The sequence below is a fragment of the Telluria sp. PB2R4 genome (assembly GCF_059685695.1).
On record NZ_JCASIC010000003.1, the window covers coordinates 288996 to 310773 of the forward strand.

Annotated in this window: 21 protein-coding genes and 1 tRNA gene; 16 read left to right on the forward strand and 6 right to left on the reverse strand. The window is 64.9% G+C overall.

The window, feature by feature from the left end:
• Nucleotides 1–5: 5 nt before the first annotated feature.
• Nucleotides 6–1037 (forward strand): NAD(P)H-dependent glycerol-3-phosphate dehydrogenase, encoded by a 1032-nt coding sequence (locus AC56LU_RS07440; RefSeq protein ID WP_497174951.1) that lies wholly within the window; start codon nucleotides 6–8, stop codon nucleotides 1035–1037.
• Nucleotides 1038–1078: 41 nt separating this feature from the next.
• Here AC56LU_RS07440 and AC56LU_RS07445 read toward each other — a convergent pair whose 3' ends face one another.
• The 4 genes from AC56LU_RS07445 to mscL form a co-directional block, all read right to left on the reverse strand.
• Entirely contained in the window at nucleotides 1079–1453 is a 375-nt protein-coding gene (locus AC56LU_RS07445) for a cupin domain-containing protein (protein ID WP_497174952.1), read from the reverse strand.
• Nucleotides 1454–1464: 11 nt separating this feature from the next.
• Nucleotides 1465–2166 (reverse strand): DUF2461 domain-containing protein, encoded by a 702-nt coding sequence (locus AC56LU_RS07450; protein WP_497174953.1) that lies wholly within the window; start codon nucleotides 2164–2166, stop codon nucleotides 1465–1467.
• 18 nt (nucleotides 2167–2184) lie between these two features.
• A complete protein-coding gene (locus tag AC56LU_RS07455; protein WP_497175134.1) occupies nucleotides 2185–3270 on the reverse strand; it encodes a Do family serine endopeptidase in 1086 nt (361 codons plus the stop codon).
• 130 nt (nucleotides 3271–3400) lie between these two features.
• Complete coding sequence (gene mscL, locus AC56LU_RS07460) at nucleotides 3401–3826, reverse strand: large conductance mechanosensitive channel protein MscL (protein WP_497174954.1); 426 nt, start codon at nucleotides 3824–3826, stop codon at nucleotides 3401–3403.
• Nucleotides 3827–4030: 204 nt separating this feature from the next.
• Between mscL and petA the strand changes: the two genes are divergently transcribed.
• The 6 genes from petA to AC56LU_RS07490 all read left to right on the forward strand — a co-directional run bounded on the left by petA (nucleotide 4031) and on the right by AC56LU_RS07490 (nucleotide 8288).
• On the forward strand, nucleotides 4031–4645 hold the full coding sequence (petA, locus tag AC56LU_RS07465; RefSeq protein ID WP_497174955.1) for a ubiquinol-cytochrome c reductase iron-sulfur subunit: 615 nt from the start codon (nucleotides 4031–4033) through the stop codon (nucleotides 4643–4645).
• Between the two features lies 1 nt (nucleotide 4646).
• Complete coding sequence (locus AC56LU_RS07470) at nucleotides 4647–6062, forward strand: cytochrome b (RefSeq protein ID WP_497174956.1); 1416 nt, start codon at nucleotides 4647–4649, stop codon at nucleotides 6060–6062.
• 27 nt (nucleotides 6063–6089) lie between these two features.
• Nucleotides 6090–6851 carry a cytochrome c1 gene (locus AC56LU_RS07475; protein ID WP_497174957.1) on the forward strand — a complete coding sequence of 254 codons (762 nt, stop codon included), beginning with the start codon at nucleotides 6090–6092 and terminating at the stop codon, nucleotides 6849–6851.
• Between the two features lie 110 nt (nucleotides 6852–6961).
• A complete protein-coding gene (locus tag AC56LU_RS07480) occupies nucleotides 6962–7573 on the forward strand; it encodes a glutathione S-transferase N-terminal domain-containing protein (RefSeq protein WP_497174958.1) in 612 nt (203 codons plus the stop codon).
• Nucleotides 7574–7702: 129 nt separating this feature from the next.
• Nucleotides 7703–8185 (forward strand): ClpXP protease specificity-enhancing factor, encoded by a 483-nt coding sequence (locus AC56LU_RS07485; RefSeq protein ID WP_497174959.1) that lies wholly within the window; start codon nucleotides 7703–7705, stop codon nucleotides 8183–8185.
• A gap of 27 nt (nucleotides 8186–8212) precedes the next feature.
• Nucleotides 8213–8288, forward strand: a tRNA-Thr gene (locus tag AC56LU_RS07490).
• 65 nt (nucleotides 8289–8353) lie between these two features.
• Here the strand turns inward: AC56LU_RS07490 and AC56LU_RS07495 are convergent.
• Entirely contained in the window at nucleotides 8354–8902 is a 549-nt protein-coding gene (locus AC56LU_RS07495; RefSeq protein ID WP_497174960.1) for a glycoside hydrolase family 24 protein, read from the reverse strand.
• Between the two features lie 260 nt (nucleotides 8903–9162).
• Between AC56LU_RS07495 and AC56LU_RS07500 the strand changes: the two genes are divergently transcribed.
• The 9 genes from AC56LU_RS07500 to AC56LU_RS07540 all read left to right on the forward strand — a co-directional run bounded on the left by AC56LU_RS07500 (nucleotide 9163) and on the right by AC56LU_RS07540 (nucleotide 20638).
• Nucleotides 9163–10425 (forward strand): ABC transporter substrate-binding protein, encoded by a 1263-nt coding sequence (locus AC56LU_RS07500; protein WP_497174961.1) that lies wholly within the window; start codon nucleotides 9163–9165, stop codon nucleotides 10423–10425.
• A 4-nt stretch (nucleotides 10426–10429) separates the two neighbouring features.
• On the forward strand, nucleotides 10430–11305 hold the full coding sequence (locus AC56LU_RS07505; protein WP_497174962.1) for a carbohydrate ABC transporter permease: 876 nt from the start codon (nucleotides 10430–10432) through the stop codon (nucleotides 11303–11305).
• Entirely contained in the window at nucleotides 11302–12192 is an 891-nt protein-coding gene (locus tag AC56LU_RS07510) for a carbohydrate ABC transporter permease (RefSeq protein WP_497174963.1), read from the forward strand. Before AC56LU_RS07505 ends, AC56LU_RS07510 begins: the two co-directional genes overlap by 4 nt.
• A gap of 5 nt (nucleotides 12193–12197) precedes the next feature.
• On the forward strand, nucleotides 12198–13247 hold the full coding sequence (locus AC56LU_RS07515; RefSeq protein ID WP_497174964.1) for an ABC transporter ATP-binding protein: 1050 nt from the start codon (nucleotides 12198–12200) through the stop codon (nucleotides 13245–13247).
• 89 nt (nucleotides 13248–13336) lie between these two features.
• On the forward strand, nucleotides 13337–14368 hold the full coding sequence (locus AC56LU_RS07520; RefSeq protein WP_497174965.1) for a LacI family DNA-binding transcriptional regulator: 1032 nt from the start codon (nucleotides 13337–13339) through the stop codon (nucleotides 14366–14368).
• An 89-nt stretch (nucleotides 14369–14457) separates the two neighbouring features.
• Nucleotides 14458–15825, forward strand: coding sequence for a GH1 family beta-glucosidase (locus tag AC56LU_RS07525; RefSeq protein ID WP_497174966.1), 1368 nt, complete (start codon nucleotides 14458–14460; stop codon nucleotides 15823–15825).
• A 31-nt stretch (nucleotides 15826–15856) separates the two neighbouring features.
• Complete coding sequence (locus AC56LU_RS07530) at nucleotides 15857–18358, forward strand: glycoside hydrolase family 3 protein (RefSeq protein ID WP_497174967.1); 2502 nt, start codon at nucleotides 15857–15859, stop codon at nucleotides 18356–18358.
• A complete protein-coding gene (locus AC56LU_RS07535) occupies nucleotides 18355–19317 on the forward strand; it encodes a glucokinase (RefSeq protein WP_497174968.1) in 963 nt (320 codons plus the stop codon). The genes AC56LU_RS07530 and AC56LU_RS07535 overlap by 4 nt, the downstream gene beginning before the upstream one ends.
• A 13-nt stretch (nucleotides 19318–19330) precedes the next feature.
• Nucleotides 19331–20638 carry a sugar MFS transporter gene (locus tag AC56LU_RS07540; protein WP_497174969.1) on the forward strand — a complete coding sequence of 436 codons (1308 nt, stop codon included), beginning with the start codon at nucleotides 19331–19333 and terminating at the stop codon, nucleotides 20636–20638.
• 66 nt (nucleotides 20639–20704) lie between these two features.
• On the opposite strand, the gene AC56LU_RS07545 is transcribed toward AC56LU_RS07540, so the two are convergent.
• Complete coding sequence (locus AC56LU_RS07545) at nucleotides 20705–21775, reverse strand: MBL fold metallo-hydrolase (protein ID WP_497174970.1); 1071 nt, start codon at nucleotides 21773–21775, stop codon at nucleotides 20705–20707.
• Between the last annotated feature and the right edge of the window lie 3 nt (nucleotides 21776–21778).

Below are 21778 nucleotides of genomic sequence, written 5' to 3' on the forward strand. Positions count from 1 at the left end.
AAGATATGCAAGAACAGAAAACACCCTCCAAGATCACCGTCCTGGGCGCCGGCGCCTGGGGCACGGCCGTGGCCATCGCCCTGGCCGCCCGCCACGATGTGCTGCTGTGGGGCCGCAATGCCGCACAGATGGCCGAGACGCAGGAGGCGCGCGAGAACCTGCACTACCTGCCGGGCTATCCGCTGCCGCCGTCCCTGGCAGTGAGCGCCGATTTCGACGCCGCACTGGCGCACGTCATCGACGCATCCCCTGATGAAGCACCGCTGCTGATCCTGGCCTGCCCGGTGGCCGGCCTGCGCCCACTGCTCGGTCAGCTGAAGGGCCACGCCGTTCCGAACGTGGTCTGGCTGTGCAAGGGCTTCGAAGCCGGCACTGGCCTGCTGCCGCACCAGGTGAAGGACGAGGTGCTGGGCGAATCGATGCCCGGCGCGGCCCTGTCCGGCCCCTCTTTTGCCCAGGAAGTCGCACGCGCCCTGCCCTGCGCCCTGAGCGTGGCCTCGACCTCGGAAGCCTTGCGCGAGCGCGTGGTCGCCGCGGCGCATGGCAACAACCTGCGCGTCTATTCCTGCGACGACATGGTCGGCGTGGAAGTGGGCGGCGCGGTGAAGAACGTGATGGCGATCGCCACCGGCGCCTCCGACGGCCTGGGCCTGGGCCTGAACGCACGCGCGGCCTTGATCACCCGCGGGCTGGCCGAAATCACCCGCCTGGGCGTGCACCTGGGCGCGCAGCCCGGCACCTTCATGGGCCTGACCGGCATGGGCGACCTGATCCTGACCTGCACCGGCGACCTGTCACGCAACCGGCGCGTCGGACTGGCGCTGGCCGAAGGCAAACAGCTCGATACCATCGTGGCCGAACTGGGACACGTGGCGGAAGGCGTGCCGTGTGCGAAGTCGGTACGCGCGCTGGCGCACCGGCTGGGGGTGGACATGCCGATTACCGAGGCGGTGGCGGCAGTGCTGTTCGACGGGGTGTCGGCGACCGACATGGTGCAGCGCTTGCTGGCGCGCGATCCGAGGGATGAACTGGCTTAAGTCATTGGCCTGAATGTCAGGCCAGTCGCTGTCCCCGCCACTCAGTTCCCGGAGCCGCGCGGATCATTCGTCGGCCCGCCCGTCCGCACCTTTCCCAGCAAGATCGTCAGCAAGGCCACCGCATCCTGGTTGGCGCGGATCGCATGCGGCTCGCCGCCCGCCAGGTAAACCATTTCGTTCGGCCGCAGGATCGTGGTGCGGCCGTGGGCGTCGAATGCGATCTCGCCTTCCAGGCACACCAGGGTCATCTCGCCCTCGACCCGGTGCGATGGCATGGGCTTTTCCTTGGGTAGCACCAGCCGGATCAGTTCCATGTGCTCGGTCTTGACGAGCGCAATCGACGTGAAATGGGCGATGTCGTCGTCGCCGCGCTGCAAGGCGATGCGCTCGCCCGAAACTGCGTGTTGCAAGGCCATGTCGCCCTCCTTTAATCGGTTGATTCTTCTTCTTCGCGTACCACGGGCACCGTCCGCAGCCAGGTGACCAGCGCAAACGCGTCCTTCATGCCGCTCGCCAGCTGCGGCACCAGCAATTCCGGTGCATTCAGCAGCAGCGGCACCTCGACCCAGACAAAATAGCTTTTCAGCTTCAGGTACTCGACCAGCGGATGATTCGGGTCGACGCCCTTCGGGGGCCGCTGCAGGACGTCCTCGAACTGCAGGTCGCCATAGGTCGCGCGAAGATGCTTATTCTTCAACATTTTGCTGAAGCCTGTCGCATCGTTGACCACGTGTGCGCGGATCGCCTTGAGGCGGTGGGCCGGCGGCAGGTACTCGCCGGCGCCGAACAGCAGGTTGCCGTTGGCCTCGATGTGGAAGTAATACGTCGGCCCGCCGGCCGCGCTCGGGCGGCGCTTGTCGAGCGGCGCAATGCCGGCCGAGAAATGGGTTTTGTAGGGCCGCTTGTCCTTGGCGAAGCGGACGTCGCGGTGGATGCGGAACAGCGCCTTTTTCGGGTCGCAGCCGGCCACCTGTTTGTCGAAGGTTCCCAGCTCCTGGATCAGTTCCGTGACCACCTGCAGGAATTCGGCGCGCAGGATGTCGTAGCGTGGTTTGTTCCAGAGGAACCAGGGGCGGTTGTTGTTCTCGCTGAGCTCGCTTAAAAATTGTGTCAGGTCACGCAGGTGCATGGAGGGTCCGGAAAAAGCTTACTTGGGCTGGCGCGGGCGCTTGCCGACGGTGACGTCGAGCGTGGACTCACGGTTCTTGCGCAGGACGCGCAGCGGCGCCTTTTCACCCGGTTCCAGCTGGGCGATCAGGTTGAGCATCTCGCCGGTGTTGGCAACAGGCTTGCCGCCGACCGCCACCAGGATGTCGCCGGGGCGCATGCCGGCGCGGTCGGCCGGGCCGCCGCGCACCACGCCGGCGATGATCGCGCCGCTCGAGCGCCCGAGGCCGAAGCTTTCGGCCAGCTCGGGCGTGATGTCCTGCGATTCGATGCCGATCCAGCCGCGCACCACCTGGCCGTTCTTGACGATCGAGTCGAGCACCATCTTGGCAGTGCTGACCGGGATCGCGAAGCCGATGCCGACCGAGCCGCCGGTCTGCGAATAGATCGCCGAATTGATGCCGAGCAGGTGGCCATTGGTGTCGACCAGCGCCCCGCCCGAGTTGCCGAAGTTGATCGCGGCGTCGGTCTGGATGAAGTTCTCGAAGTGGTTGATGTGCAGGTTGTTGCGCCCCAGCGCCGAGATGATGCCGAGGGTGACGGTCTGCCCCACGCCGAAGGGGTTGCCGATGGCGAGCACCACGTCGCCGACGCGGGCGGCTTCCGGGTCGCCCAGCACCATCACCGGCAGCTTGCGCTCATTGATGCGGATCACGGCCAGGTCGGTCTCCGGATCGGTGCCGACGATGCGGGCCGCCGCCTTGCGCCCGTCCGCCAGCCCGACCTCGATGATGTCGGCGCCTTCGATGACGTGGTTGTTGGTCAGGATGTAGCCCTCGGCGCTGACGATCACGCCCGATCCGAGGCTGGCCAGCTGCTCTTCGGGCGGCATGCGGTCCCCGAAGAAGCGGCGGAAGAACGGGTCTTTCAGCAGCGGATGCGTCTCGCGCGAGGCCTTGCTGGTGAGGATATTGACGACGGCCGGCATCGCGCGCCCGGCGGCGTCGCGGTAACTGCCGCTGGCCGGCAGCGCCGGGCCCTGCAGCACCGGCACCGCGTTCCCGCCCGAGCCGAGCGCGAGCAGGGTGGGCGCGCGTTCCAGCCACTCCGGACGCATCACGGACATCACGAAATACAGCGCCAGCGCAACCGTGACGGCCTGCGCGAACAGCAGCCAGAAACGCCTGAAGGCACCCGGCTGGCGCCGCGGGCGCAGGCCAGGGGGCTTGAGTTCGTGCACGCTGTCGTTCACTGGATTACTTTCTTAAAGGATCAGCTTTCAATGCATCGCGGATGTCGCGCAGCAGCAGGATCTCTTCCTTCTCTGCCGGGGTCGGCGCGTCGGCCGGGCCGCGCACGCGATTGACGATGCGTACCATCTGGAAAATGATGAAGGCGAGAATGACGAAATTCAGCAAAATGGTCAGGAAATTACCGTAGGCAAGCACGGCGCCGGCCTTCTGCGCTTCCACCAGCGGCAGCGCGGTGCCCTGGCCATTCAGCGGAACGTAGTAGTTGGCGAAATCGAGGCCGCCCAACAACATGCCGATTGGCGGCATGATGATGTCCTTGACCAGCGAATCGACGATGCGCCCGAAGGCCCCGCCGATGATCACCCCGACCGCGAGATCGACGACGTTGCCCCGCATTACGAACGTTTTGAACTCTCCCATCATGGACATGCTCTCTCCTTTACTTGTTAATGAGTCATCCGATTTGATGATACCCCAAGCGGGTATGCTGCGGATGCACACCCGAATATTCGTGCCAGATGTGTCCGCTTGATAATTTTTTTCCAATCGGTATTGCCGTTCACATATAATTTTGTGTTGCTGGAAGCTCTTTATTGATTCTTAGGTTTCGTATTTTCACGGAGTGGGGTTGGTATGAGTATTGAAAAACAGGTCGATTCAGGCCGCCGCGGACTGCTCGTCGCGACTTGCGCCGCAGGTGGCGTCGTCGGAGTTTCCACGGCGGGAGTTCTCGTCAGTACCTTCCAGCCGTCGGAGCGCGCGAAAGCCGCCGGCGCTCCGGTCGAGGTTGACATCTCCGACGTCAAGCCAGGCGATATGAAAGTGGTCGAATGGCGCGGCAAGCCGGTCTGGATCCTGCGTCGCACGCCTGAAATGATGGCGACGCTGGACAAGGCCGTGCCCGAGCTGGCCGACCCGAATTCCGAAAAAGAGTATCAACTGCCCACCCCGGAATACGCCAGGAATGCCTGGCGCGCCCGCGAAGACCACAAGGAAGTGCTGGTCACGGTCGGCATCTGCTCCCACCTGGGCTGCTCGCCGTCCTCGCGCCTCGCCTCCGGGCCGCAGCCCAACCTGCCGGACGACTGGCCGGGTGGCTTCCTCTGCCCTTGCCATGGGTCGACCTTCGACCTGTCGGCGCGCGTGTTCAAGAACAAGCCGGCGCCGACCAACATGGACGTCCCTCCCTACATGTACCTGTCCGATAACAAGCTGGTAATCGGCAAAGACGAGAAAGGCGAGGCATAACATGGGCGCTCCATTCAAGGAAACGCAGGTTCCCGCCAACGCACCGGTCGGCGCCAAGGCGCTGGCCTGGGTCGACGACCGCTTCCCGCTGTCGAAGCTGTGGAACGACCAGTGGGGCAAGTACTACGCCCCCAAGAACTTCAACGTCTGGTACCTGTTCGGTTCGCTGGCCATGCTGATCCTGGTGCTGCAGATCGTCACCGGCATCTTCCTGACCATGCACTACAAGCCGGACGCCAACCTGGCCTTCGGTTCGGTCGAATACATCATGCGCGAAGTACCGTGGGGCTGGCTGGTGCGCTACATGCACTCGACCGGCGCCTCGATGTTCTTCGTCGTGGTCTACCTGCACATGGCGCGCGGCCTGATGTACGGCTCCTACCGCAAGCCACGCGAGCTGATCTGGATCTTCGGTTTCGCGATCTTCCTGTGCCTGATGGCCGAAGCCTTCTTCGGCTACCTGCTGCCATGGGGCCAGATGTCGTACTGGGGCGCCCAGGTGATCGTCAACCTGTTCGGCGCCATCCCCGTGATCGGCCCGGACCTGTCGCTGTGGATCCGCGGCGACTACGTCGTCTCCGACGCCACCCTGAACCGCTTCTTCGCCTTCCACGTCATCGCCCTGCCGCTGGTGATCCTGGGCCTGGTGGCGGCGCACCTGATCGCGCTGCACGAAGTCGGCTCGAACAACCCGGACGGCATCGAGATCAAGGACAACATCGGTCCGGACGGCCACCCGGTGGACGGCATTCCGTCGCATCCGTACTACTCGACCAAGGACTTCTTCGGCGTGTCGGTGTTCCTGCTGATTTTCTCGGCGATCGTGTTCTTCGCGCCTGAGATGGGCGGCTACTTCCTGGAGTACAACAACTTCCTGCCGGCCGACTCGATGAAGACCCCGCCGCACATCGCGCCGACCTGGTACTTCACGCCGTTCTACTCGGTGCTGCGCGCTACCACCGCCGACTTCATGTACGTGCTGATGGCCGCCATTGCCGCCTACGTCGTGTTCATCTGGCTCAAGTCGCGCCTGGCCTTCAAGACCAAGCTCATCGTGGCCGTCATCGGCCTGGTCCTGATCGTCGGCATGCTGCCGCAGGTGCTGGACGCGAAGTTCTGGGGCGTGGTGCTGTTCGGTTCGTCGGTGGTGATCATCGCCTTCCTGCCGTGGCTCGACCACTCGCCGGCGCGCTCGATCCGCTACCGTCCGGACTGGCACAAGTGGGTGTACATCGTGTTCGGGCTGTGCTTCGTGGCCCTTGGCTACCTGGGCACCCAGCTCCCGACCCCGGCCTACACCATCATCTCGCAAGTGGCGACCCTGCTGTACTTTGCGTTCTTCCTGTTGATGCCGTGGTGGAGCACGATGGGCCGGTTCAAGCCGGTCCCGACGCGCCTGACCTATTCGGCACACTAAGCACAGACCAGAGCACAAGGACACAACATGAAATTTGCGAAGAAACTGATCGCGGTCCTGGCACTGCTGCCGGGACTGGCATTCGCCGCCGAGGGCGGCTTCCCGCTCGAGCCGGCACCGGAGCGCAGCGACATGTCGTCGCTGCAGAACGGCGCCAAGCTGTTCATCAACCACTGCCTGAACTGCCACTCGGCATCGAGCATGCGCTACAACCGCCTGCGCGACCTTGGCCTGACTGAAGAGCAGATCAAGAACAATCTGTTGTTTTCACAAGACAAGGTTGGCGGCATGATGACGACGTCGATGCGCCCGGATGACGCCAAGGCCTGGTTCGGCGCCGTGCCGCCGGACCTGTCGGTGATTGCGCGCGCCAAGTCCTCGCCTTCGGGCACCGGCGCCGACTACCTGTACACCTACCTGCGCACCTTCTACAAGGACGACACCCGCCCGACCGGCTGGAACAACATGGTGGTGCCGAACGTGGCGATGCCGCACGTGATGTGGCAGGAGCAGGGCGTACGCGTGGCCAAGTTCGCGGACGTGCCTGATCCGCACGAGGCCGGCAAGACCATCCACAAGTTCGTCGGCTTCGAAGCGGTATCGCCGGGGACGATGAGTCCGCAGGAGTTCGACACCGCAACCGCTGACCTGGTTGCCTACCTGAGCTGGATGGCTGAGCCAGCGCAAGACACGCGCAAGAAGTTAGGCGTTATTGTGTTGCTCTTCATGACGCTTTTTGCCTTCCTGGCTTGGCTCTTGAACAAATCGTACTGGAAAGAAGTGAAGTAAATTCGCTTTCATTGCCCGGTTGGCTATAATACGGGCAATCATTTTTCGGGGTGAATCGCTAGGGCTTCCCAATGCGCTTCACCCCATTGTTTCTGAAGGAACTATAAACCATGATGGTTCTCTACTCCGGCACCACGTGCCCGTTCTCCCAACGCTGCCGCCTCGTCCTGTTCGAAAAGGGCATGGACTTCGAGGTGCGCGACGTCGACCTGTTCAACAAGCCGGAAGACATTTCGACCATGAACCCATACGGCCAGGTGCCTATCCTGGTCGAGCGCGAACTGATCCTGTATGAGTCGAACATCATCAACGAATACATCGACGAGCGCTTCCCGCACCCGCAGCTGATGCCGGCCGACCCGCTGATGCGCGCCCGTGCCCGCCTGATGCTGTTCAACTTCGAAAAGGAACTGTTCGTCCACGTGCACATGCTGGAAAGCGAGCGCAACAAGATGAACGACAAGAGCCACGACAAGGCACGCTCGGAAATCCGCGACCGCCTGACCACGCTGGCTCCGCTGTTCCTGAAGAACAAGTACATGCTGGGCGACGAGTTCTCGATGCTGGACGTCGCGATCGCTCCGCTGCTCTGGCGCCTGGACCACTACGGCATCGAGCTGTCGAAGACCGCGGCCCCGCTGATGAAGTACGCCGAGCGCATCTTCTCGCGCCCGGCCTACATCGAAGCGCTGACGCCGTCGGAGAAGGTGATGCGCCGCTGATGCACTGACGGGCCGCGTTTGGCCCGTCTTGCACGTCTCGTGATTCGGTACGCGCCAGTTTTTCGGACGCCAGACAGGCGAATCCGTTAAACTGGCGCGCACGAACAAGTTTGCTTTTTTATCACGTCCATGTCCGAGATTTCCACCAAGCCCTACCTCCTGCGCGCCATCTACGAGTGGTGCACGGACAGCGGATTCACGCCCTACCTCGCGGTCAAGGTCGATGCCGCCACGACGGTACCGATGGAATACGTCCGCAAGGGCGAGATCATCCTCAACATCAGCTACGGCGCCACCTCGGGCCTGAAGATGGACAACGACGCGATCCACTTCCGCGCGCGTTTCAACGGCGTCTCGCGCGAGCTGTACATTCCGGTGCAGAACGTGTTGGCGATCTACGCCAACGAGAACGGCCAGGGGATGGCCTTCGAGGTGAATGCGACGGCGGCCGATACAGCGTCTGCGTCGCCGGCTGAGGAGGCAACTGCACCGCCGGCGCTGTCGGCAGTGCCTGGCAAGGCGGAGACGCCGGCTGAAACCGTGGCGGAGCCGGCCGGCGATGATGAGCCGCCGAAGAAGGGCGGACGCCCGACCTTGACGCGCATCAAATAGCGTATAATCGTTGTTCTTCAGTACATAGCCGACTTAGCTCATCAGGTAGAGCAGTTGATTTGTAATCATCAGGTGGCGGGTTCGAGTCCTGCAGTCGGCACCAGTATTTTGCGTAGAAGCCCAGCCTTTGGCTGGGCTTTCGCATTTTTGGCTGCGTGGAGGCTGGGCTTACGCGACCTGCCCGCCGGCGGACAAATACGACGACAGGAATTTTTCGAACTTCACATATCGTTGCGGCGGATAGTGGTTCTCCTGCCCCGGTCCTTTCGGCAGCGCAGCCCAGATTCTTGCTACCTTCGGCATCACCTCGACAATCCTGCCTTCCTTGACCGCATCGATGATGCCGAGACTACGCAGGAGCTCGGCCGCGATCAGGTCCTGGGTACGCGGCGAAAAGTCTCGCAAGCCAAGCTTGGCGCCGTGGTGCTGCCAGGTCGGCCGCGTGATCTGGTACATGCCCGCCGCAGTCGACCTGCCGTCGATGCCCGGCCCCGGATGGGTCGACATGTCGGTGAAGCGCCAGCGGTCATCCGCCCTTCCCTTGAGCGCGCCGTACTTGAAGTCGTAGCCTCCACCCTCGGCCGCGGCGATCGCCTTCAGGAAGGCGGTAACGTTCGGGTGGGCGAGGTGTTTCGCGTTGGCTTCCAGAAGTGCTTCGCTGCGGGATAGTGCCCGGGGTTCGGGGTCGGGCGAAGCCTTGCGTTTTGCGTCGGACATGATTCCTCCCAACGAGTGCTCTGAACTCATCATAGGAAGCGGGCGCGCCCGGCAGTTGAGCAGGCACAGACCAAAGACGGACTGCGCCCACATTCCTTGCGAAAACACCTTGCAGCCGGGTACAAAAATCTGGCAGGAAACTGTGGCAAAATCCTGACTGCAATATTTGTTTGACCCCCATTTCACCCGGTGCTATAGTCGGGCAAAGCCGATGGTAACGTTTCCAACTTACCGAAAATAACGGCGCACACGGAGACACGATGTTCACACCACGCACCCTGGCGACAGCCTGCGCATGCGCCTGGCTCGGCCTTGCCGTGACGCCTGCCGCGCCCGCGCATGCTGCGTCGGTGCAGGCCGCTCCCAAGGCGGAAGTCATCCACTGGTGGACCTCGGGCGGCGAATCGGCCGCAGTGAAACAGGTAGCCCAGGCCTACCGCAATGCCGGTGGCGTCTGGATCGATACCGCGATCGCGGGCGGCGACCAGTCGCGCGCCGTGACCATCAACCGCATCATCGGCGGCGACCCGCCCACCGCGGCCCAGTTCAACACCTCCAAGCAGTTCCTCGATGTGATCGAAGCGGGGATGCTCAACAACGTCGATGGCGTCGCCCGCGCCCAGAACTGGGACCAGATGCTGCCCGCGCCGATCATCGACGTCATCAAGGTGGAGGGCCACTACTACGCGGTGCCGCTGAACATCCACATGCAGACCTGGTTCTGGTATTCGAAGGCCGCCTTCCGGAAGGCCGGCATCACGAAGGAACCCACGAGCATGGCCGAGTTCTTCGCCGCGCTCGACAAGCTGAAAGCGGCCGGCATCATCCCGCTCGCCCACGGCGGCCAGTCGTGGCAGGAGACCGTGCTGTTCTCGGCGATCCTGGCCAATATGGGCGGCAAGGAGCTCTACCTCAAAGCCATGCGCGACCGCGACCAGGCGACCCTGCTCTCGCCTCAGTTCCGCAATGTGCTGCTGGCGTTCAAGCGCCTGAAATCGTATGTCGATGCCGGCTCGCCGGGCCGCAACTGGAACGACGCCACCGCCCTGGTCATCAGTGGCCGCGCCGGCTTCCAGGTGATGGGCGACTGGGCCAAGGGCGAGTTCACCAATGCGGGGCAAAGCGCGGGCCGGCACTACGGCTGCATGGCCGGCTTCACGTCCTCCACGCCCTACCTGATCCAGGGCGACGTGTTCGTCTTCCCGCGCACCGACGATAGCGGCGCGGTGCGCGCGCAGCAGCTGCTCGCCCATGTCGTCTCGCAGCCGGCCCTGCAAGTGGCCTTCAGCAAGCTGAAAGGCTCGATCCCGGTGCGTACCGACGTCGACGCGGCTGAACTGGACCTGTGTGCGCAGAAGGGCATCGAGATCATGAAGGACCGCGCGCGCCAGGCCGGCGTCACCGAGGTCTACCTGACGCCGGACCAGAACGGCGCCATGCAGGACGTGCTCACCGCCTACTGGAACACGAACATGCCGGTCGAGCGCGCCCAGAAGAGCATCGCCAACGCACTCAAATACTGACCCCATGCTCACGCTGCGCGCCCACAAGATCAGTCCACACCTCGCCCTGCTGCCGATGGCACTGACGGTGCTGGTCGCCTACATCGGTGCGGCGCTGTGGACCCTGCGCACCTCGTTCACCGCCTCGCGTACCTTCCCGTCGGATAACTTCATCGGCGCCGCCCAGTACGTGCGCCTGTTCGACAACGAGCGCTGGCTGATCTCGCTGAACAACCTGGCCGTGTACGGCGCCTTGTTCATCGTCGCCTGCATGCTGCTCGGCTTCCTGCTGGCCGCTTTCATCGACCAGGACGTGCGCGGCGAAGGTATCCTGCGCACGGTCTTCCTGTATCCGTATGCGATGTCCTTCGTTGCCACCGGCCTGGTGTGGCAATGGATGCTGGCGCCCGGCGCTGGCATCGAGGGTGCGGTGCGCCGGCTGGGCTTCTCGAATTTCAACTTCGACTGGATCATCGACCAGGAGATGGTCATCTACACCATCGTCATCGCCGCCGTCTGGCAGGCCTCGGGCCTGGTGATGGCGATGATGCTGGCCGGCCTGCGCGGCGTCGATCCCGAGATCTACAAGGCGGCGCGGCTGGACGGCATCCCGGCCTGGCGCGTCTATCTGCAGATCGTGCTGCCGATGCTGGGGCCGACCGTGGCCACCGTGTTCCTGTTGCTGTGCACCGCCGTCGTGAAACTGTACGACGCGGTGGTGGCGATGACAGGCGGCGGCCCCGGCACCGCCAGCGAGGTGCCGGCCAAGTTCATCATGGACCACCTGTTCCTGCGGTCGAACGTCGGGCTGGCCTCGGCCGGCGCGGTCACCCTCCTGATCCCGGTGCTGGTCCTGCTGGCGCCCTACGCCTATGCGCGCAGCCGGAGAAAACGCGCATGAGCGACACCGTTCTCGAGGCTCCCGCTCCCGTGATGACATTCGCCGCCCCCGTCGCCCGCCGCAAGCGATTCAGCCCTGCGCGCATCGGCGTCTACGCCTTCCTGTTCAGCGCCGCGCTGTACTTCCTGCTGCCGCTGTACGTCATGATCATCACGTCCTTCAAGTCGATGGACGAGATCAGGAGCGGCAACGTGTTCGCCCTGCCGCTGTTCGCCACCGTCGAGCCGTGGCAGAACGCCTGGAGCCAGGTCAGCGGCGGCTTCTGGAATTCGGTGGCGATCACGGTGCCGAGCACCATCATCCCGATCCTGCTGGGCGCCATCAACGGCTATGCGCTGTCGTTCTGGAAGCCGCGCGGCGCGAACGTCCTGTTCGGTGTGCTGCTGGCCGGTGCGTTCATCCCGGTGCAGGTCATGATTTATCCGCTGGTATGGATGATGGCGCGTGCCGGCGTGTTCGGGTCGCTGCCCGCCATCGTGCTGGTGCACGTCATCTTCGGCATGCCGATCATGACCCTGCTGTTCCGGAACTACTACGCCTCGGTGCCGCACGAGCTGTTCCAGGCTGCGCGCATCGACGGCGGCGGGTTCTGGCGCATATTCCTGCAGGTAATGCTGCCGATGTCGCTGCCGATCGTGGTGGTGGCCGCCATCATGCAGGTCACCGGCGTGTGGAACGACTACATCCTCGGCCTGGTGTTCGCGGGCCGCGACAATGCGCCGATGACGGTGCAGCTGAATAACGTGATCAACACCACCACCGGCACCCGCCTGTACAACGTCAACATGGCCGCGACCATGCTGACGGCCGCGCTGCCGCTGGCGATCTACTTCATCTCGGGACGCTGGTTCGTGCGCGGTATCGCCGCCGGCGCCGTGAAAGGTTAAGCACCATGTCGAACGTCCACCTGCGCAAGCTATGCATCACCCGCGGCAGCAACCAGGTCATCCGCGACCTCGACCTGCACATCGAGCCGGGCGAGTTCCTGGTGCTGCTCGGGCCTTCGGGCTGCGGCAAGTCCACCCTGCTGCACAGCATCGCCGGCCTGATCGACCTGGCCGACGGCAGCATCGAGATCGGCGGGGTCGATATGAGCTACGCCGATCCGAGCGAGCGCGGGATCGGCATGGTGTTCCAGTCGTATGCGCTGTACCCGACCATGACGGTCGAGAAGAACATGTCCTTCGGCCTGCGCATCTCGGGCGCGCCGAAAGCCGAGATCCATCGCCGCGTCCAGAAGGCGGCCGAGATGCTGCAGCTCGAATCGTTGCTGGACCGTAAACCTGCCCAGCTCTCGGGCGGGCAGCGCCAGCGCGTGGCGATCGGGCGCGCCCTGGTGCGCGAAGCCGGCGTCTACCTGTTCGACGAGCCGCTGTCGAACCTGGACGCCAAGCTGCGCGCCGAACTGCGGCGCGAGCTCAAGCTGCTGCACCAGAACCTCGGTTCGACCATGGTCTACGTCACCCACGACCAGGCCGAGGCGATGACCCTGGCCACCCGCATCGTCGTCATGCAGGGTGGGCGCGTCCAGCAGATCGGAACCCCGAGCGAAGTGTACGAACGCCCGGCCAACCGCTTCGTGGCGGGCTTCCTCGGCTCGCCCTCGATGAATTTCATTGACGGCCGGCGCGAGGGCGGCCGCTTCGGCGCAGGGACGCTGGTCGTAAACCTGTCTTCGGACGGCGCGGCGGCATCCGGCGCGGTCACGCTGGCGGTGCGCCCGGAAGACATCCATATCAGCCAGGACGGCTCGCTGCAAGCGACCGTGACACTGGTCGAACCGATGGGGAACCACCAGGTCGTCTGGCTCGACTGCGGCGGCCACCCCTTGTCCTGCATCGTGCACGACCCGCAGCCGCTGGCGACCGGGCAGGCGCTGCGCGTCGACATCGACGCGGCACGGGTATCGCTGTTCGACCCTGCCAATGGCAATCGCCTTTGAGACAGGTGCGAGTGTCAGATGGATGCAGTATGCTTCAGTGCTCAGCGAATAACCAAGCGAATAACTAGATAACAGGACAAGGATCGTCAGTGGCAACCATCAAGGACGTAGCGCGTCTCGCCGGCGTTGGCCTGGGCACCGCCTCGCGCGTGGTCAGCGGCAAGGGATCGGTCTCGCCGGCCACGCTGGAGCGCGTGCGCAAGGCGATCGACGAGCTGGGGTTCCGGCCTTCGCACGCAGCGCGCGCCCTGCTGTCCGGCACCAGCCGGATGGTGGGCGTCTACATCCCGGTCCTGAGCGGCACCTTCTACACGCCGATCCTGCAGATCATCGACACCGAACTGCGCGCCGCCGGCCTGCACATGGTGGTGGCCTTCGGCGTCGGCCTGGGCGACGCCCGGCGCCAGGCCATCGAGGGCATCGAGTTCCTGATCGAGCGCGGCTGTGACGGCATCGTCATGATGACCAGCGCCCTCACCGACGATGACCTGGCTGCCCTGGGCGGCAAGCAGAAGCAGATCGTGGCGCTGAACCACGAGTTCAGCCAGATCCCGGACCAATGCTTCACGGTCGATCACACGCTGGGCGGGCGCATGGCAGCGCGCACCCTGCTCGACTACAAGCACCGCGATATCGCCGTCATCTCCGGCCCGGTGGCGCTGGCCGACAACGTGGCCCGCGTGGACGGCTTCATGCGCGAGCTGCAAGCCGAGGGCATCGACCCCGGCAAGGTCTGGCTCCTGGAAAGCGACTTCTCGCCCCAAGGCGGCTGGTCCGCGGCCAAGGCGCTGATCGATTCCGGCACCAAGTGCACCGCCCTGTTCTGCGCCAACGACGAGATGGCCGTGGGCGCGCTGGCCTACTTCCAGGAAGCCGGCATCAGCGTGCCGCGCGACCTCTCCGTGATCGGCTACGACGACACGCCGAGCGCCGCGTTCTCGGCGCCGCGCCTGACCTCGGTGCACATGCCGTGGCGCGAAATGACGCTCAACGGCCTGAACGCCCTGCTCAACCGCTGCTACGACCTGCACCGTCCGGTGACGCGTACCTTCCCGGTCAGCGTCACGCTGCGCGCGTCGCTGGCAAAAGTGCCCGGCGCGACACGGGGCAAGAAAAAATAAGCGGGATGGCCGTTCGCGGCCTTTTTTTTAGATTGCAATTGGAAAGCTTTCCAAATATCCTTGCGTAACAGCTCAACATACATCAGACCATGACAAAAGCTAACCGTCCCGAGCCGAGCGCACCTTCGCGCGGCGATTTCGCCTCCGACTTCTTGTGGGGCTGCGCTACCTCGTCGTACCAGATCGAGGGCGCCGGCCAGGAAGACGGCCGGGTCGAATCCATCTGGGACCGCTTCGCCGCCACCCCGGGCAAGATCAAGGACGGCTCCAGCGGCCTGGTCGCCTGCGACCACTACCACCGCTGGCCGGAAGACTTCGACATCGGCCGCGACATGGGGCTGAACGCCTACCGCTTCTCGATCGCCTGGCCGCGCATCTTCTCCGAAATCGGGGGCAAGCCGAACGACAAAGGCCTGGATTTTTATTCTCGCCTGGTGGACGGCATGCTCGAACGCGGCCTGCAGCCCTGGGCCACGCTCTACCACTGGGACCTGCCGCAGTACCTGCAGGACCGCGGCGGCTGGAACGAACGCGCCACGGTCGACGCCTACCTGGCCTTCGTGGATGCGATGACGCGCCGCCTGGGCGACCGCGTGCAACACTGGATCACCCACAATGAACCCTGGTGCACCTCGATCATCGGCAACTTCGAGGGCTGGCACGCGCCCGGCAATACCGACTTCAAGACCGCACTGCAGGTGGCCCACCACGTGCTGCTCTCGCACGGCAAGGCAGTGCCGCTGATACGCGCGAACGTAGCCAATGCGAAGGTGGGCATCGCCCTGAGCCTGCATCCGGTGCGCGCGGCCAGCAACAGTGCGGAAGACATCGCCGCCACCGAGCGCCATGACGGCCTGCGCTATCGCTGGTTCCTCGATCCGCTGTACGGCCGCGGCTATCCGCAGGCGACGCTCGACGCCATCGGCGACGCGGCTCCCGTGGTGCTGCCGGGCGACCTCGACGCCATCGCGGCGCCGACCGACTTCCTGGGCGTGAACTACTACTTCCCCGAGACCATCCAGCACGCGCCCGGCCACGCTCCCTTGAATGCGCAGGTGCTGCCGCCTGCGCCGGGCGCCGAGACCACCTACATGGGCTGGGAAGTGGCGCCGCAGGGCCTGGCTGAACTCCTGCTGCGCATCGAACACGACTACCGTCCGGGTCCGATGTACATCACCGAAAACGGCTCCTGCTATGCGGACGAGGTGAATGCGGACGGCGAAATCGACGATGTGCAGCGCCGCCATTACCTGATGCGCCACCTGGCTTCGCTCAACTCCGCCATCAAGGACGGCGTGCCGGTGAAGGGCTATTTCGCCTGGAGCCTGCTCGACAACTTCGAGTGGGCCGAAGGCTACCTGAAGCGCTTCGGGCTGACCCACATCGATTACACGACCCAGCAGCGACTCCTGAAAGGCAGCGGCAAGTGGTACCGCTCCTTCCTGCGCGACGAGTAAAACGACACCTATAAAACAGCGAGACGACCCAATGAAACCCATGCTTCGCAACCCGGCACTGGCGCTTGCCATCGCCCTGGCCTTATCTGCCACATCTTCGGCAACCGCCGCGCCACTGACCGACTGGCCAACGGTGCGCAGCGCCATCGCCAAGGATGCCGCACTCGAGCAGCGCGTGCGCGATATCGTCGGCAGGATGACGCTGGCGCAGAAGGTCGGCCAGATGACCCAGCCCGAGATCAAGAGCGCCACGCCGGAAGACGTGCGGCGCTATTACCTCGGCTCGGTGCTCAACGGCGGCGGCAGCTGGCCGAACGGGAACAAGCACGCCAGGGCGGCCGAATGGCTGGCGTTGGCGCAGCGCTACCACGAGGCCTCGATGTCCACAGACATGGCGGTCAAGGTGCCGGTGGTGTGGGGCACGGACGCGGTCCACGGCCACAACAACGTGTTCGGCGCCACCCTCTTCCCGCATAACATCGGCCTGGGCGCGGCGCGCAATCCGAAGCTGCTGGAAGAAATCGGCGCGGCCACCGCGAAAGCCACGCGCGCGAGCGGCATCGCCTGGGTATTCGGCCCGACCCTGGCCGTGGTGCGCGACGACCGCTGGGGACGCACCTACGAAAGCTATTCCGAAAACCCGGAAGTGGTGAGCAGCTACGCCGGTGCCTACGTGCGCGGAATGCAGGGCATGCTGAAGGATGACGCCAACACCATCGCCACCGCCAAGCACTTCATCGGCGACGGCGGCACCGAACATGGCAAGGACCGCGGCGTCAACAAGTCGAGCAAGTCGCAGATGATCAACATCCACGGCGCCGGTTATTATCCGGCGCTGCAGGCGGGCGTGCAGACCGTCATGTCCTCGTTCAATTCGTGGAACGACGTCGCCGGCGGCACCAACTACGGCAAGATGCACGGCAGCCGCGCCATGCTCACCGACGTGCTCAAGACGAAGATGGGCTTCGACGGCTTCGTCATCACCGATTGGAACGGCCACGGCGAAGTGCCGGGCTGCAGCAACGACAGCTGCGCCGCGGCGATCAATGCCGGCAACGACATGATCATGGTGCCGGACGACTGGAAGGCGTTCATCGCCAACACCATCAGGCAAGTGGAAAGCGGCGCCATTCCAATGTCGCGCATCGACGACGCGGTGAGCCGCATCATCCGCGTCAAGCTGCGCGCCGGCCTGTTCGACAAGAGCCCGGCCCAGAACGCCTACGCCGGCAAGGACGACGTGATGCAGCCGCGCGAGCTGGCCCGCCGTGCAGTGCGTGAATCGCTGGTGCTGCTCAAGAACGATCAGCCAGTGCTGCCGATCGCGCGCGGCAAGAAGATCCTGGTGGTCGGCAAGAGCGCGAACGACCTGTCGAACCAGTCCGGCGGCTGGTCGATCACCTGGCAGGGCACGGCCAATACCAATGCCGACTTCCCGAATGCGGATACCGTGCTGGCGGGCATCCGCGAGGCCGCAGGAAAAGACAACGTGACGTTCAGCGCCGATGCCAAGGACGTGGACGTCTCGAAGTTCGACGTGGTGGTGGCCGTGATCGGCGAGCGCCCGTATGCGGAAGGCGACGGCGACATCGGCCCCAACGGCACCCTGCGCCACAGCGGCCGCCATCCGGAAGACCTCGCCGTGCTGCAGGCCGTCGCCGGCAAGGGCAAGCCGGTGGTGACCGTGTTCGTTTCGGGCCGCCCGCTGTACGTGAACGACCTGCTCAACCTGTCGGACGTCTTCGTGGCCGCCTGGCTGCCGGGCACCGAGGGCAAGGGCGTGTCGGACCTGTTGGTGGCAGGCAGCAAGCGCCATGAGTTCACCGGCAAGCTGCCGTTCTCGTGGCCGAAGTCGGCCTGCCAGACGATTCTCAATGTCGGCGACAAGAACTATGCGCCGCTGTTCGCCTACGGCTATGGCCTCAAGGCCACCACCCGTTCCAAGGTCGGCAAGCTGGACGCCACCTATCCGGCGGGCGGCTGCGGTATCAGCAATACCTTCCCGGTGTTCACCCAGGCCGACCGCGCCAGCTTCCCGCTCGTCATCCGCAGCGGTCAAGAGCAACTGGTGCTGGGCGCCGACCTCAATGCGAGCTTCAGCCTGCCCGGCGTGAGCGTGCAGACGTCGCAGGTGAATACCCAGCAGGATGCCAAGCTGGTGACCTGGACCGGCCCCGCTATCGTCGAGGCGAAGGGCAGCCGGCCGATGGTGCTGCCGGCCAGCGCCGGCGCCAACGCGGCGCTGCGCTTCGACACCATCGTGTCCGCTGCGCCGGCCGGCAAGGTCACGATGCGCATGGGCGCCGGCACCCTCGACACCACGGCCCTGTACATGCGCCTGGCCGGCAAGGGCAAGCAGACCGTCAAGATCCCGCTGGCCTGCTTCCAGGCCAAGGGCACGGACCTGACCAAGGTGGACACGCCGTTCAGCGTCACCAGCGACGCCGGCCTTGCCGCCGCCTTCACCAACATCGAGATCGCCGGCGGCGCCGCGGGCGAAGCGGATGCGGTGCGTTGCGGGGAACTGCAATGAAGCTGCTGGCCGACATCGGCGGCACCAATGCCCGGTTCGCCCTGCAGTCGGGCGAGGGCTTCGATGACATCGAAGTGCTGGCCTGTGCCGACTACCCCAGCCTGGGCGAGGCCATGCAGGCCTATCTCGGCAAGGCGGCCGGGCGCGGGCTGGCGGTGGAACGTGTGCGCCATGCGGCGTTGGCGATCGCCAATCCGGTCGAGGAAGACCGGGTCAGCATGACCAACCACCACTGGAGCTTCTCGATCGAGGAGTTGCGCCGGCAGCAAGGTCTGGACACCACGCTGGTGGTGAACGACTTTGCCGCGCTGGCGATGTCGCTGCCGCACCTGGCGGCGGATGGACGCGAGCGCATCGGCGGCGGCATCGAGCTGCAGAACCGCCCGATCGGGCTGATCGGGCCAGGCACGGGACTCGGCGTCTCCGGCGTCATCCCCGCGGGAGACCGCTGGATTGCACTGGCCGGTGAAGGCGGCCATGTCAGCTTTGCACCGTCGACGAAAGAAGAAGTGGCGATCCTGGAAGCGCTGTGGGGAGAATACGGCCACGTGTCGGCCGAGCGCCTGCTGTCGGGGATGGGCCTGGAGCTGATTCACTGGGCGCTCACCGGCAAGCGCATCGACGCGCCCGGCATCACCGGGGCCGCGCTCGACGGCAGTTCCGCCGATTGCGCGAAGACCGTCGAGACCTTCTGCGGGGTGCTGGGCAGCGTGGCCGGCAATGTCGCGCTGACCCTGGGCGCGACCGGCGGCATGTATATTGGTGGCGGTATCGTGCCGCGGCTTGGTAAGCTGTTCACCGATTCGAGCTTCCGCGCGCGTTTCGAGGACAAGGGCCGCCTGAGCCCCTACCTCGCACGCATCCCGACTTACCTCATCACCGAGCAGTACCCGGCGCTGCGCGGCGTGTCCGCGATGCTGTCGGATCGGATCGCGCAAAACCTCGCGACACCGCACTAACAACGGAGACATCATGCAGAACATGGCACCCAATCCAGCCCCGCCAGTGGCGCAAACACTCGATGCCGAGCGCAATCCGCATACCGGCGCGCTCGTCATCGTCACCATCCTGTTCTTCATGTGGGGCCTGCTCACGTCGCTCAACGACGTGCTGATCCCGCACCTGAAGTCGATCTATTCGCTCACCTACCTGAAGGCGATGCTGGTGCAGTTCTGCTTCTTTGGCGCCTATTTCATCGTGTCGCTGCCGGCCGGCGCCCTGATCCGCAGGATCGGCTACCAGAACGGTGCCGTCACCGGCCTGATGATCGCGGCCGCCGGCTGCGCCCTGTTCTATCCGGCCTCAAAAGGCGGCTACGGCCTGTTCCTGTTCGCCCTCTTCGTGCTGGCGAGCGGCATCACGATCCTGCAGGTGGCGGCCAATCCCTTCGTCACCGTGCTCGGGCCGGCGCGCACCGCCTCGAGCCGCCTCACGCTGACCCAAGCCTTCAATTCGCTCGGCACCACGGTGGCGCCGGCGCTGGGCGGCATCCTGATCCTGTCGACCGTCGCGCTGGGCGCCGACCAGCTGGCCGCACTGCCGGCCGCCGAGCAGGCCGCGCACAAGGCGCAAGAGGCGGCCGCCGTGCAGGGTCCCTACCTGGGCCTGGCCGCGGCGCTGGCGCTGCTGGCGGTGCTGTTCGCGGTGGCCAAGCTGCCGAAGATCAGCCATGCGGATGACGGCAGTCCGGCAAGTGACGGCAAGGGCGGCGCCATGGCCTACCGCCACCTGGTACTGGGCGCGGTCGCGATCTTCCTGTACGTGGGCGCGGAAGTCAGTATCGGCAGCTTCCTGATCAACTTCCTCGGCGAGGGCAATATCGCGGGCCTGAGCCACGCCGACGCTGCGCAGTACGTCAGCCTGTACTGGGGCGGTGCGCTGGTGGGCCGCTTCATCGGCTTCGCCGTGATGCGCTACGTCAGCCCGGGCAAGTCGCTGGCCGTCACGGCGCTCGGCTCGATCGCGCTGGTCTTGAGCGCGACCTTCGGCGAGGGCGCGCTGGCGATGTGGGCGATCATCGCGGTCGGCCTGTGCAATTCGATCATGTTCCCGACCATCTTCAGCCTGGCGCTGCACGGCCTGGGCAAGTTCACCGGCCAGGGCTCGGGCATCCTGTGCATGGCCATCGTCGGCGGCGCGGTGGTGCCTTTCGTGCAGGGCATGTTCGCCGACACCATCGGCCTGCAGCCGTCCTTCCTGGTGCCGGCCGTGTGCTACCTGTTCATCCTGTACTTCGGGCTGAAGTATGCGAACCTGCACAAGCAGCCGGTGGCCGCCTGACGTTTGACCATCCGGTAAAAAAATAATGCCCGCTGATGCGGGCATTATTCATTCAGGTTGCGCCATCTACTCGATCTCGCGCCACCACCGCTTGCCGGCATGCGGCTGGGTCAGGTCGAGGGCTTCGCCCATTTCCGGCGTCGTCAGGGTCGCGCCTTTCGCTGCCGCCAGCGCGGCGATACGTTCCAGCGGATCCTGCCAGCGGTGCAGCGCCAGGTCGAAGGTGCCGTTATGGACCGGCAGCAGCCACTTGCCCTTCAGGTCGAGGAAGGCTTGCAGGGTTTCTTCCGGCTGCATGTGCACGTCGGGCCACTGCTTGTCGTAGGCGCCGGTTTCCACCATCGCGACATCGAACGGCCCGAAGCGCTCGCCGATCTCCCTGAAACCCTTGAAGTAGCCGCTGTCGCCGCTGAAGAACAGGCGCAGCTCGTCGTGCAGGATCACCCAGGATGCCCACAGGGTCGTGTCGCGGTCGCCCAGGGTGCGGCCCGAGAAGTGCTGGGCCGGGGTGGCGACGAAGCGCACGCCGTCGATTGTCGCTTCCTGCCACCAGTCGAGCTGGCGCACTTTGCTCCCCTCGATGCCCCACTCGACCAGGCGGTCGCCCACCCCGAGCGGCGCCAGGAAGTGGCCGGTTTTCGCGCTGAGGGCCATGATGGCGGCGTGGTCGAGGTGGTCGTAATGGTCGTGCGACAGGATCACGGCCTTGATCGGCGGGAGCTCGGCGATGCTGATCGGCGGCGCATGGAAGCGCTTCGGGCCGGCCCACTGGAACGGCGACGCACGCTCGGAGAACACCGGATCCGTGAGGTAGAACTCGCCGCCCAGCTTGAGCAGCATGCTCGAGTGACCGAGGCGGAACAGGGTCTTGTCCGGCGCGGCCAGCAGCGCGGCCCGGGTCAGTGGGCGCACCGGAACCGCCCCCTTGGGCATGGTGCCGGCCGGCTTGTTGAGCATGGCGTTCCACCACAGCCCCACCATTTCGCCGAAGCTGTATTCGCGCATCTTGATCGCGTTGCGGAACTTACCGTCCGCGAACTGGGGTGAACCGGTGTGCGGCGGGGCCGCAAAAGCGAGGCTGCAATAGGTCATGATGGCGGCGGCTCCAAGAATCAGGGTGGCGAAAAGAAGGCGCATGTT